Origin of the sequence: Haloferax chudinovii (genome assembly GCF_042663345.1) — an archaeon.
Taxonomy (GTDB): Archaea; Halobacteriota; Halobacteria; order Halobacteriales; family Haloferacaceae; genus Haloferax; species Haloferax chudinovii.
This window is the reverse complement of sequence record NZ_JBHTAB010000008.1, coordinates 90,108-102,319: the sequence shown is the minus strand read 5'-3', so window position 1 is coordinate 102,319 and position 12,212 is coordinate 90,108. Positions and strand designations below refer to the sequence as shown.

14 protein-coding genes and 1 pseudogene are annotated in these 12,212 nt (G+C 49.6%); 7 read left to right on the top strand and 8 right to left on the bottom strand.

The genetic code is table 11. The features are described from left to right. Positions 1-12: 12 nt before the first annotated feature. Complete coding sequence (locus tag ACFQI8_RS14365) at positions 13-474, bottom strand: hypothetical protein (protein ID WP_390245932.1); 462 nt, start codon at positions 472-474, stop codon at positions 13-15. Between the two features lie 170 nt (positions 475-644). Here ACFQI8_RS14365 and ACFQI8_RS14360 point away from each other — a divergent pair, with 170 nt between their 5' ends. Both ACFQI8_RS14360 and ACFQI8_RS14355 read left to right on the top strand, forming a co-directional pair. Beyond that, positions 645-794 carry a hypothetical protein gene (locus ACFQI8_RS14360; RefSeq protein ID WP_390245930.1) on the top strand — a complete coding sequence of 50 codons (150 nt, stop codon included), beginning with the start codon at positions 645-647 and terminating at the stop codon, positions 792-794. A 140-nt stretch (positions 795-934) separates the two neighbouring features. After that, complete coding sequence (locus ACFQI8_RS14355) at positions 935-1,282, top strand: hypothetical protein (protein ID WP_390245928.1); 348 nt, start codon at positions 935-937, stop codon at positions 1,280-1,282. Positions 1,283-1,287: 5 nt separating this feature from the next. Here ACFQI8_RS14355 and ACFQI8_RS14350 read toward each other — a convergent pair. Next, positions 1,288-1,837, bottom strand: a pseudogene (locus tag ACFQI8_RS14350) (IS6 family transposase); the annotation flags it as partial. Positions 1,838-2,210: 373 nt separating this feature from the next. On the opposite strand from ACFQI8_RS14350, the gene ACFQI8_RS14345 reads away from it, so the two are divergent. After that, positions 2,211-3,422, top strand: coding sequence for an orc1/cdc6 family replication initiation protein (locus ACFQI8_RS14345; RefSeq protein WP_390245926.1), 1,212 nt, complete (start codon positions 2,211-2,213; stop codon positions 3,420-3,422). 248 nt (positions 3,423-3,670) lie between these two features. Here the strand turns inward: ACFQI8_RS14345 and ACFQI8_RS14340 are convergent, their stop codons facing one another. Then, complete coding sequence (locus tag ACFQI8_RS14340; protein WP_390245924.1) at positions 3,671-4,192, bottom strand: DUF7970 domain-containing protein; 522 nt, start codon at positions 4,190-4,192, stop codon at positions 3,671-3,673. Beyond that, positions 4,192-5,073 carry a ParA family protein gene (locus ACFQI8_RS14335; protein ID WP_390245922.1) on the bottom strand — a complete coding sequence of 294 codons (882 nt, stop codon included), beginning with the start codon at positions 5,071-5,073 and terminating at the stop codon, positions 4,192-4,194. The genes ACFQI8_RS14340 and ACFQI8_RS14335 overlap by 1 nt, the downstream gene beginning before the upstream one ends. A gap of 583 nt (positions 5,074-5,656) precedes the next feature. Here ACFQI8_RS14335 and ACFQI8_RS19515 point away from each other — a divergent pair. Then, positions 5,657-5,809, top strand: coding sequence for a DUF7837 family putative zinc-binding protein (locus tag ACFQI8_RS19515; RefSeq protein WP_465261718.1), 153 nt, complete (start codon positions 5,657-5,659; stop codon positions 5,807-5,809). Positions 5,810-5,818: 9 nt separating this feature from the next. On the opposite strand, the gene ACFQI8_RS14330 is transcribed toward ACFQI8_RS19515, so the two are convergent. Beyond that, positions 5,819-6,304 carry a toxin-antitoxin system TumE family protein gene (locus ACFQI8_RS14330; protein ID WP_390245921.1) on the bottom strand — a complete coding sequence of 162 codons (486 nt, stop codon included), beginning with the start codon at positions 6,302-6,304 and terminating at the stop codon, positions 5,819-5,821. 5 nt (positions 6,305-6,309) lie between these two features. Further along, on the bottom strand, positions 6,310-6,855 hold the full coding sequence (locus ACFQI8_RS14325) for a DUF7342 family protein (protein WP_390245919.1): 546 nt from the start codon (positions 6,853-6,855) through the stop codon (positions 6,310-6,312). 249 nt (positions 6,856-7,104) lie between these two features. Between ACFQI8_RS14325 and ACFQI8_RS14320 the strand changes: the two genes are divergently transcribed. Further along, entirely contained in the window at positions 7,105-7,428 is a 324-nt protein-coding gene (locus ACFQI8_RS14320) for a DUF6788 family protein (protein ID WP_390245917.1), read from the top strand. A gap of 430 nt (positions 7,429-7,858) precedes the next feature. Here ACFQI8_RS14320 and ACFQI8_RS14315 read toward each other — a convergent pair whose 3' ends face one another. Together ACFQI8_RS14315 and ACFQI8_RS14310 are read right to left on the bottom strand one after the other, a co-directional pair. Further along, positions 7,859-8,701, bottom strand: a complete 843-nt coding sequence (locus tag ACFQI8_RS14315) for a DUF6036 family nucleotidyltransferase (protein ID WP_390245915.1) — start codon at positions 8,699-8,701, stop codon at positions 7,859-7,861. Further along, complete coding sequence (locus ACFQI8_RS14310) at positions 8,698-9,624, bottom strand: HTH domain-containing protein (protein ID WP_390245913.1); 927 nt, start codon at positions 9,622-9,624, stop codon at positions 8,698-8,700. Before ACFQI8_RS14310 ends, ACFQI8_RS14315 begins: the two co-directional genes overlap by 4 nt. A 667-nt stretch (positions 9,625-10,291) precedes the next feature. Here ACFQI8_RS14310 and ACFQI8_RS14305 point away from each other — a divergent pair. Both ACFQI8_RS14305 and ACFQI8_RS14300 read left to right on the top strand, forming a co-directional pair. Continuing rightward, a complete protein-coding gene (locus tag ACFQI8_RS14305) occupies positions 10,292-10,984 on the top strand; it encodes a hypothetical protein (RefSeq protein ID WP_390245911.1) in 693 nt (230 codons plus the stop codon). Positions 10,985-11,093: 109 nt separating this feature from the next. Then, the gene (locus ACFQI8_RS14300; protein WP_390245909.1) at positions 11,094-12,125 is read left to right on the top strand and encodes a DUF4238 domain-containing protein; all 1,032 of its coding nucleotides are present in this window, start codon (positions 11,094-11,096) and stop codon (positions 12,123-12,125) included. Positions 12,126-12,212: the final 87 nt, after the last annotated feature.

The window sequence follows — 12,212 nt, the reverse complement described above, 5'->3', positions numbered from 1 at the left end:
TGTGAAGTCCTCTCAGAAGAAGGGAACGAGACTGACACACTCAGCCGTCGAGGTCCCCGTGAAACCGATGAACATCTCGATGACGACGGCAAACAACGGCGTTGTCACCGCACTCATGGCGGCTCGGTTGCGCCAATTTTTGAACGTTTGAACCGACTGCGGGTCCTTCGGGAAGGCCGCAGCAGTGTGGAGAATGTACGAGAGGATTGCGGCCCCGATCATGAGCGTGCCCACGACCAGTGGGGCTGCTTGGTTGATCGTTTCGGCGAGTGGGGTACCACAGATACCACTGCCGACACCCTCCTGGGCAGCGGCAGTCGTACTCATCGTCACGACGATTAACCCAGCGGTGACGAGTGCGCGGCGACTGTATTTTAGCATATTTGACACGGGCGACGTTACGGTCAGTGAATTCATATCTGGTATTTGTAAATCGTTCGTTTCAGTCAATTTAAAGACCATTTTCCTAGACATTATGTCAGATTCTACCTAGGCGATGGGAATTATATTATTAGTATTTTTTGGCTAATTTTCAAACGATTGATGGGTGTGATGACCCAATCCTTTTGTAGTAGTTATTGACAGTCTTAGAACGCTATATGACACGTCCAAATGCGGATATTCCGGAGGGAGTTCACGGGAGTATGAAGGAGCTCGGCAAGATGTACGGGATCTCGACTGAAGAGGCCTATATTTTAGCTGCGAAAGTGCTGTTGAATCTTGAGTCAGGGATCGAGTACAATCCGGATGGCGAGCTCGTCGATACGTTCCTCGAGAAGCACGCTAATCGGTAAAGGTGAGACGGGTCCGAGTTGTGCACGTTTACACGAGCAGCAACGTACGTGATCCTCCCTCAGACTCCGATGTAGGAACAGGAAATGAGATTGAGTTGGCGTACAGAAAAAGATATTCAACAATAACGTTAGTAGAAGATATGGGTGATATCGAACCAGTCCGCGTGACTTTGGATTCAGGAAAAGAGCGGGAATACGATGCGGTTGTTCTGTTCGAGGATGTCGATTGGATGGATGAAAGTCCGTTTACACCAAATAAATGGTTGGTGGGAATTGACGAGGAGGCTGAGGTCTTGGATATAATTCAGCGAGAGAAGGTCTCAGTTATCCAGACGGAGCTTTACAGTATCAACAAGACAACTTTGGGTGAACTTGTTTATACACACCTACCGGATGATACCGACGACTTGTCAGAGGCTACTCAATTCACAAAGTTTGCTGAGGTTGCTAGAAGAGCACTGGGGCACGGATATTACGCGGAAGAATAGCTTAATTAGCGGAATAGGGGGCACTGTCTAGTTAGTGACCTCCTCACCGGGGTTCGTCCTTCGGGCGCTTGATGCGCTCGTTGGAAGTTATAGTATTGCACAAATTGTATGAGTCACTCGCGGGCGCTCGCAAGACTGCCCACCCGCGAATTATGGAAGCGGTCGATTCGCATTTTGAGGGTATGAAACCACTTTTCGATGAGGTTTCGCTCGACGTAGTCAAGCCGACCGCTCAATCCTAATCAAGAGAGGTCAGTCTGATATCCGTAGCCATCAACGAGAAACACAGCATCTGAAAGATCGTGTTTCTCCGAAAGTCGATGGAGAAACGCAGCAGCCGGATCAGTACCATGTCGTCCAAACAATTCGACGTCAAGAATCAGCTTCGTCTCGATGTCTATTGCAGCGTACAACCAAAACCACTTGCCATTGGTTTTGACAGCGGTCGACGAGACTGCTGTCAGCCAGCCGATGTACCCACTGACAAACAGCTTGATGAGAACGTTCTATGACGAGTAATCGCAGAATTTCTTTTGTCTCTCTGAGTGAACACCCGATCACAATTTCCCGGTCTGTTCTCGACCATCGTTTCCGAAGCTCCGGTTACTTATATACTACCCTCCCCCCACTGTTTCCGAAGCTAATCCACGAAGGAGTAGTGTCTTCTCAGCAAGTTACTATAATTCTAGCTACTACCAGTCGAAATGAACTAGTTTTAGTTTACTACGGGTCTGTTTTAACATACTATAATATAAATCTTTGTTTATGAATATTGTCTGATAGCGACTCCAGTTGTTCGAGTCGTTTCTCCGGAAACAGTGGGGGGAGGGGGTGTACTTAAATTATTTAAATGGCCTCCGAGCTTCGGAAACTACGGAAGCTTCGGAAGCCGTGGTTTTATGACTCATTAGACACATCGCGTCAATAGATGCCAGTCTTCACCCCCTCGACAGGGATCTTCGATGACCCTCGCGTCTTGTCTGAGGAGTACGTCCCCGAGAACATTCTCGGTCGGAATAGTGAACTGGAGAGTTACAAGAATGCTCTCCAGCCGATAATGGACGGCCAACCAACCAAATCTATCCTTCTCTACGGGAAAACAGGTGTCGGGAAAACAGTCTCGACGAAATATCTGCTTAACCACCTCAAGACAGACGTCAAAAAATACAGAGATGTTGACTTGACGACCGTCTGGGTACTGTGTGAAAACACCAATACGTCGTATCAATTGGCTGCGTCAATTATCAACTCTCTTCGAGAGCCAGAAAACCATATCCGTCCAACTGGCTACCCTGCCGAGGATATGTACCAGATGATGTATCGAGAGCTAGACGCACTTGGCGGACACGTTGTTATCGTCCTCGACGAGGTTGACAACCTCCAGTCTGACGACAAACTTCTTTACGAACTCCCGAGAGCACGAGCAAACGGACGGATCGAGAATGTCCGAGTTACTGTAATCGGTATCTCTAACGATCTCAAATTCAAAGATAACCTCCGTCAGAAGGTCAAATCAAGTCTTGCTCAACAGGAACTTCTCTTTCCACCGTACGACGCAAATCAACTCCGCGAAATTTTGTACGCTCGTGCAGACCAAGCCTTTCAGGATGATGTTCTTTCTGATGGTGTCATCCCACTTTGTGCTGCGTTTGCTGCTCAAGATATTGGCGACGCACGGCAAGCGTTGACGCTCCTCCGAGAAGCTGGCAACATCGCAAAAAAAGAAGATGCAACGAAGGTCACGGAAGACCACGTTCAAACCGCTCAGGATGATCTTGAGCAAGACCTCATCACGACAAGTGTCTCCAAACTAACGACGCAAGGAAAACTTGTGCTGGCAGCTACGCTATCACTCCATCTTGAGGATAAGACACCTGCTCGGAACAAGGACGTTTACACCCGGTACCAACGGTACGCTTCTCTTGCAGATGCAGAACCCGTTAGTCAACGTCGACTCCGTGACCATCTCGGCGACCTCTCGATGCAAACACTCCTTGATGAGCGAACTAGAAACACTGGCAGACAAGAGGGACGGTACAAGGAGTACTCTGTGTCGATCGATGCTCATTCGGTCGTATCTCATCTCCGTGCTGATGGGAGAATGGAGCCTGTGATCGTGGATCTCCAGAAGCGACTTTAACGCTGTTTTCAGCGGAAGTGATGGGGGGTGTTCGTTTAAATACTATCTCTTCATCGGAAACTACGGAAACTACGGAACCAATGGTGTGACGTGCGTCAGACGTGCCGATGTCTTTCGATTTCGACCTCTGATTCCGTAGAAAGCTGCCAGATCGGAATATGCCGAATTCTCCCGCATAGAGTCTTGAGATGGCCGTCTACTTCGGAAATAGTGGGGGGTGTCAATGGAGTTCTGTACTCATTCCTATCTTATCGCTTGCGAAGTTCAACCACCTTGTCGGCAACTGCGTCAGGATGTTCCATCACGAACTGAAGGATTGCTTCATGTATCTCTCGCTTCTCGTCATTTCGGATACCGTACTCTCTGAGCGCTTGTTTCACGTCGAATTGAATGAAGTCTTCAAACTCGTCGTGGGTGGTTCGTCGTGGGTATATCTGAGCTTGTACTGACTCAGAAAAGGGGAAACCGGGATTACTGTCCTCGAGAGATCCAGAAGTACTTGGCCTTACTTCTTGACTGGACTCTTGCCCTGGTCCATCGACTTCTGGTTGCTTACTCACCTCAGAACTACGTTCGAGGCTTTCATCTACGACTTTGGAGTCAACGTCAGACTCCATGTCTTCATCTTCGACCGTCACCTCGTCTCCTCCCTCTCCGGAGGTGTCCGTAGTTTCAGACTCGGCTGTGTTGGGTTCCTGCTCTTCGTCTTTGTCTTCGACTTCCGCGAGTTCCTCATCCAACCCTGCAAAGCGGTCGGTGTAGTCTCCCATTAGCGACGCACCTCACCGTGTTCAACGATGCTTGCGAGTTCTTCGAATGACGAGAGAATCGAATCTTCTGGTTCGTAGTCTCGAAGCGGTTTGTGGTCCCCAATTGCACGTGAAAGTGACTCTGAGTGGCGAATACCTGGCTTCGGGAGTGAGCCATCCCATTCCCCAGAATCGATTTTTTCCAGGTCAGCTGGAGAAATATACGCGAAGTTCGGGACCTTCGCAGCGAGATGTTCGCGCGTCACCAGCGACTCGATCAGTTCTCGGTCAAGGGTTTGCTGGTCGATACGACGTTGGAGGTCCGTTGGTACTATCGCAAGCAAGTCCAGCGAAATGAACTCTCGGAGTGGCTTGATTAGACGCTCGACCGTTCGCTCGAACCCTCCGAGTGACTCAGGACCTGGACGGAGTGGCACGAGAATCGATTCGGTTGCGACGAGTGCGTTGTCCGTGAGGTGGCCTGTACTCCCGGGCGTGTCGATGATGATGTAATCGTAGGTGTCGCCCAAGAGCGGCTCGACAAGGAACTGTCGCATCCTGACTGTCCCGTGGTTCACTGACCCAAGACGATCTTGGACGTCTTCGAGATCTGCTGTTGATGGGAAGAGATCAAACCCAAACTCAGTCGAAACGATTGCGTCATCTGGCTCTGCATCTCGATCTATGATGACTTCTCCAAGATCTGCGTGCTCATCGTCTAGATAGACTTCGCGGAAGTCGAGGCCAACTGTGAGGTGACCATTGGGGTCGAGGTCGACAAGCAGAACGTCGTGACCTCGCTCGGCTAACTCGCGGGCAGTGTTAAGCGAAATCGTTGTTTTCCCGACGCCACCTTTGAGCGTGTTCAGTGCGACAGCGTTTGGTTGGGGTTCCTGTGACATTGGAGTACACCTGAGTCACCTAAGGTAGCTGAGGTACCTGTGGTTGTGCGGATAGACTCACGCATATTGTATAATATTTCCTGACTCAACTACCTCACCTAAGTCACCTAAGGTACCTAAGGCAGGTAAGGTAGGTACCATTGTACAGCTTGATTCATCTCTGTTATCTATTGGTCCTGGCTCAACTACCTCACCTAAGGAGCCTGTGCTACCTTAGCTACCTTAGGTGCCTAAGGTACATGGGACAACTAAGCCAACTGAGGTGGTTCCTCGTCTTGGATTGGTGTTCAGAAATGTCTCTGTCCTACCGCCTCTACCTTAGGTGACTTAGCTACCTCAGGTACCTAACCTGCTCCTAATAATATGCGAGACAGAGTCAGTAACTGTCGAAGTTTCAAGTTAGCCAATTTCAAAATAGGCTATTCTGAAATTGGTTATCGCGGTTCGAAATCTCAACAGCCAGTGTCGACCACAGTTCCGGAGAAACCATGGGAGGCTCGCGAACTGGCCAAACATCTTTGCTGTGGGATCGTGTGGACACTAGTGGAGACAGACTGTGTCACATGCGTCTCCACAATCCCCCATGACGAGTGATTCGACGGCGCTTGGCCGATGTCCTGATTGCGGCGAAGAGATTGAAGCCTATCAGTCGATTATTGAGTTCGAGGATGGCGATGGGACAACTGGCGTGTTCGCAGATTGCTATTCATGCGATGAAGTCGTCCGTCCAGAGTGACAAACTGCGCTACGTGTCCACGAGGTAGTCTGCGCCGTATTCCTTCTCGAATTCGTATTCTGACGGGAAAACCGGATCTGTTGTCGCCCAAATATCGTTGATTCGTTTCTCGATAGTCTGAAGAACGACCCGAAGCACGTCATTCGGATCATCTGAGTAGACTGCATCGACCGCACTCTCTTCTCGCGGTTGTGGTGGTACGTGGTAGTGATCGCGTGTGTTGTGTGTATTCGGGTGGCGGTCCCATCGACACGACCAGTGTTCCCCAGTCCATTCCTCAAAATACTGGATATTGAACTCTCCATTCAGTCGAAGACGGATTTCGAGAGTGGTAGTATCCACAACGTTGGGATAGTAACTCGACTGAAGAGTGGCAACAACACGGTCTTCTTTTCCAGATGGGAAGTACTGGACGGTCTCGATTACCGAGAGGTCTGCGAGGCGGCCACCGAGAATTCGCATCCGTTCTTCGTTGAGGTCATCTGTGCGTCCCATCGAGGTTAAGGGAACGAGGAGGCTGGACTCCCACCGTGATTTGACTCGAGGCGGAATTTGGCTTCACGAAGTTCGCGAAGGCGACGAGTGATAGTTCGCCATTCACTCAACCTGTCGTACGCCTCATCGAGATCTTCGTACGTCGTCTCGGAAAGAACAACCGCCTCGGGTGAGGATTCAGCGAAGTAGCTCGAGAGTTCTCGTTCGCGGGTTCGGTACTCGTCGATTGCTTCCTCGGCGGCTTCTGGTGTATTGAACTCTCGGGTTAGTTCGGTGATGCGACGGAACTCAAAGTAGGCCTCGTTTCGGACGAAGAGTGCAGGGTTGTCCGCGACTTTTTCGAGGACCCCGACTTCGACGAACCACTCAAGATGGGGACGAGCACCTTCTTTTGTACAGTCAGCACGTTCTGCGACGTCCGCAACAGTGGTTGGGGACGTGAGCGTCGTCGCCGCTTCGTACACACGATCTTTGACCGTCCGACTCTCGACGGCTTTGTCCCACTCACTGGCCAGATTCATGTCCGGTGGAGACGGTGTATCCTCAGTCATTGTCCTAGAGACGGATTGCGCTCATATTAGTTTGTGGGTGCAAAGATATGTTTGCAATCACGCTAACATACTTCAGAGTATGATACTTTGAAGTACGATAATCCTGGGTTGGCGCTTCGACCCGTGGATGGTGAGCTGAAAAGAGGGTGTATGGGTTTGTTCTGAGTCTTGGATACGATTAGCGGCACTGTCTTAACCAACAAAATTTTTGATTAGCGACTTGTGTTGGTTAACACGAGTCAACAGCCGATGTCCTACGAACCACCAACGCCGCCGCCGAACCTACCCACAGAAGTCGTCAACGCTCTCAATGAACCATCGCCGAACCGTCTTCGGGACGTTGGTCGTTATGCCGAAGAGCTGGCCGAACACAAGGAGCGGGAGGTTCGTCTCGAGGACGAGTCACCGGAAGGCGAGATCGAAGAACGGTCGGACGATCTTCCAGACGATGTCCCCACGAAGGCGACGATCACCATCAAAGAGATCAACGACAACCGCTACTACTACTGGCAGTGGAGAGAGGGAGACAAAATCAAGTCGAAGTATAAAGGCCCAGTCAATCCGGACGGGTGAACGAGAGACACGCGCAAGTACGGTTCAGCACCCCGTGTGCAAGATGAAAAATTGAGGAAGAGAAGGTTGGTGATGAAGGGCTCTCGCGTAGGGATAGAATTGTTTTGGCTCTGTTGAAATCCTATTATTTCTACAACTTTTTCGCAGGAATAGCTGTTAGGTAGGTGTGTGAGTGGATTAGCTCAGACGTCGAATCCGTTTCGCCTGAGTGCCTCTGCCAGCTCCCCGTCAGGGTCAGCCGCAAACTCAACCAACGATGACTCAGGCCTTGTTGTCGTATATAATTCAGAGTCAATATTGTCTGGGATTTCGTTCGTGTGCGTCTTATCTACGACTGCAACTGATATTTTTGGTCTCGTGTCCGCGTCTGTTGACTCACTCATTAACTGATTGTGCGAGGAAACGATGTTTGGCTTTTACCATTCGAGTATCAAATTTTCTCTTGGAGGACGAGTGACCCGTCCTCACCGTATCTTACGAGCCCGATCTGTTGGAGCCATTTAATACCAGACGTGGCTGTCTCCTCACCAACTCTCGATTCGACTGTCCGTTCGGGAACTCCTTCGTACAGGTCGTCATCGTATTCGGTTTCCGCAAGTAGTCGAATACACTGAGCGACCCGTTCACCGTCCACGGTTCGCGAGTGCAAACGTTCGATTTCATCTTGGATGTCGAACGAGTACCCTTGCTCTTTGAGGCGGGCGAGTTTGTGTTTCATGGCACCGACGAACTCGTCTCGACCAATAAGCGACAACTGGGTGTGCACCTCTTGGACGATTAACTCCTCATCGATCCCTGCTTGTGCGAGTACAACCATGTCGTCGACGTCATCGTCTCTGTTCGCGACCGATTTGAAGAGGAAGATATCGTCGAGCGACACCATCCGGACAGTCAACGGTCCGTCTTCGAAGAGGTGCTGGCTTCGGGCCTCCATGTCGTCACTCAGCATGAGTACGCCGGCGACTTGTCTGTGGAAGACGTCGAATCGACGCTTACCGTTCTCGAGGATGAACGCCGCATCAAGTTCGTCATACTCTTGTTCGAGATCTTCTGGCGGTTCATATCCCGCTGCGGTGAGTGCTGCCCAAAGCTGCTTGAGTTCGTACTCTTCTCTAACAATGAGGTCGATATCTTTTGTCGCGTTCTTGAGCTCTTGGAGTGTAAGAGCGCCTCCCCCAATGAGGTAAACCGTGATCGGTTCGTTGATTAGGTCCGCGAGTTCGTGAAACTGTTCTCGAATCGCCGTGTATTCCAATGTCGATTCGCGGGTCATATCTCTACCTCGTAGTCACGAGCGAGCGATTCCATTTCAGACCAGGGTGGGGTTTGCGCTGAGGACTGTTCGCCTTCTGTTCGTAGGTACGTCAAGAGAGGTGAAATGATGTTTTCGACTCCGTAGGATGTTGCGACTTCGCGAACGTCTTCGTGGGATGTGTTGGTCGCGGTAATGAGAAGCATAGCGTACTTTCGGTGGCGAGCGTCGTTCTCGATGAGGAGTAGGTGACAGACCAAGTCGGCCGGTGAGAGTGACTCTCGACTTTCTGAGTAGAAGTAATAGTTCCCCGAGCGCGTGAAGAACTGCAGACCGTATTCGCTGAATGCATCGAGTCCTGTCAGCAGGTACTGACTGTCGTTAACAACCTCGTCTGTTCGCACAATGAACTCGTCATAAGATTCCCACAGAAGTGTTCCACCTCCGATGTCGGTCTGGATTTGCATACGGTGGTGTTGGTGCCGGAGTTCCACAGCGAACTTGTGAAGTCCTGAGAATTGTTCGGTGAGGCGGTATCTAGTTCCTTGCTTAAGAGCTATTGCCCGGTTTGTAAGCGTCTTGAGCGTCCGATAGACAGTTGCTCGTGACACATCGGTTCGTTGGGCAAGCTCGGCTGCCGACACCGTTTCATCGGCGTGGAGATAATAGAGGACGCGAAGCATCGACGACGTCAGCAATTCCGGGAAGTCAACGTGGGAGTTGGTTGCCGTGAGGTCCTGATACACCTCGAGGCACTTCGCAGACGTAGGGTGTATTATCGTCTCGTTGCCCATCCGTTCGCGGGTGACCAATCCCAATTTTTCGAGATGTATCACAGCGTTCGTGATGGTCCCCGGCTCGTACCCGAGTTCAGCGGCAAGTGCTCGGCGCTTTTTAGGGGAACCCAGTGTCGCCATGATTCGCAACTCATTCTCCTCTAGCATGGTGTCTCAAATTGGATGTACTTGTAATAAAGCACTACATCAGATATGAGACTTTTGGTGATGGTTGTTGAGAAATTTGATTGTTCTCTGCCGTAGAGAGCACACTGTGTTCAAGGACAATATTGTGGCTCTGGAATTGCGTCCGACAAAGACATTGAGCGTTTCCAGATAGCCTCGCTTAGGTGGAAAAGTGAGGGTGTGGTTTTTGACGACTAATTCGAAGCTATTCTACAGGGAAGGATTGTTTTTTCAGGTCAGTGTTCTCGTTCTACTTCCGACTCTCAACTACTCTCCGAGGAATAGAGTTATTGTTGGTTCGTTCAGACAAGAATGAATCATGACTGACTTATCCGATTTCGGTGGAGGTGTATCCTCTGATAACCCAAATGCAGAATCCGAGTCGTAGCGATCTACCATGCTGTCATATACTTGAACATGCTGGGCTTGTAGCTCCGATTGGTGACGAGGAAGATCCAGAGTTATTCGAAATAACAGATTGGGGTGAGTTGTATCTCGCTGGAGAAGTGAATGCAAGTCTGATACAGCCACTTCCTCAAACTCGTCCCCTTGATAAGGGACGTCCAATCTGGTGGTCGAAAACAATACGAAATCGAATAGACACTATTTAATGAATTGTCGCAATACTAACTAGTGGTTCTTATGACCAGTGAACGCGTTCAACTTAGGCTCAAAAGCAAATATCTACGTCGATACTAACGACGACGGCGTCACCGTCCGCTTCGGCAGTGACACACTCGGGTTCAACACCACCTCTACCGGGTTCTCAGTCACTAATGACTGGAACAACCGTCACTTCACACTCGGATTCGATGAGAATTCCATCCTTTATCACGTAACCAGAGAAGACATCGACGACAGGAGAAGCGGGAATGGGAATCTCCCTCCAGAGGAATTCGTCGCTGAGATCTACGGATACATTCGATCCTTAGCTCCCCCTGTCCCTGTTGATCAGATTCCCTTTGAGATCGTTGGGAAAGTCAAAATGGATGCGGTGAGAGAGTATCTGTTCGACCGCGGTGTTATTCGAGACACTAGTGCTGGGTTACGAGTGAATGGACAGAAGAGAGTTGAGTTGGTCGAAAAGTGGAATTCAGACCTCTCGGAGCGAGGTAAGTTCTATCAACAAGTCCTTGAGCCGGTAAAATTCGAGGATGCGAAGAAAGACAACAGTGGGGAGAATATCTATGCGTATCCGAAAGTGGATCGGGTGTATGTTCTTTTCTTTTTCCCCGACAAGTATGTTGGAGTAACTACTCTCCAGGACTTAGTTGGCTTCGCCTCCATAGCCGGTGGCTCACAGATATTTGACCACTTGCTTCGATCTATAAGCGACCAGTGAGTATACTGAAGACCCGGACGAGGAACCATTCTCTGAATAGAGGTGGATAACCTGACCTCACCGAATAGAATTTGGAGCAGCCAATACGTTTCATTACTCGACTGCACTGATGGTAAACGAACATTACGTCCAGAGATCCTATCTGCGATTATTCTCCCCTGCCAATGAGAGCGTGATATCCAGATATTCGTTAGTAGAGAAGCATGGTGGAGGTGACTACTACGACCCCATAGATAGGTTCTCCGTGGAGAACGCAGCCTCCACAGAGAACTACGCTGATGGTTTGTTTGAGAGTAACGAGACTACTCGAGCAGAAAAGGCGATGGTGGAATCCCTGAGGAAAATAGATAATGGAAGCGATCTCTCAGAAGAAGACATCGCTAATATCTCTCAGTTTATCGTTTTTCAAAGAGACCGGTCTCCTAAAGCCAAGACGTTCCACAGATTGAGACATGAGATTTTCCAAGCCGCAGGGGTTCCGGTTGAAGCGGATTGGGAATCGATCATAGAAATCGATTCACAGGAACGCTACGAAGGCTTCCAATTCATGGGGTGGAGGGTTATAGAGAATAAGACTGATCTCTCTTTCTTCACTTCCGATAGTCCTGTTGTTATGTATCAGGATGAGCACCCAGATAAAACCGTATTTGATGAACTCCAGTTCACAGGAAAGGAAGTCTTCTGTCCGATTAGTACTGACAAGTTGTTACTCTTATTAGATCCAAATACGTTCAACATTGAACCTCAATTCCCTTCGACCGAAATATCTCGCCTTGAGTTAAACGATACACAGGAGGTTTGGAAGTACAATTTTCTTCAGGGAATTAATGCCTTCCATGAGATATTTGGTCCGGTTGGATATGGAGAAAAATTAGAGTCAATGATTGAAACCCTGTGCGAACGCTTCCCCGATGACGATTATATCCGAGGTAACCGGTGGGATACAGATAGAATACTAGATGCTCAGAGATATGGGTTCAGGGAAGCAACTGACCGTCCAGATCAGCTTACGATCCCTCCAGAAGAGAGAGAGGTGATCACAGCCAGTAAAAAAGTAGCAGATGCTCCTTGGATGTACAAGCACAAGATTTCGCTTATCAGCCAACTGCGTCGCGAAGAACCGGTAGATAACTACTGGTGAAAGTAACAAGACCAATACCCGCAAACTCCTTGCTGGTCTTCTAGTAGGTAACTGAGACTCACTACATTCGTTTCTCTGTGCTCATCT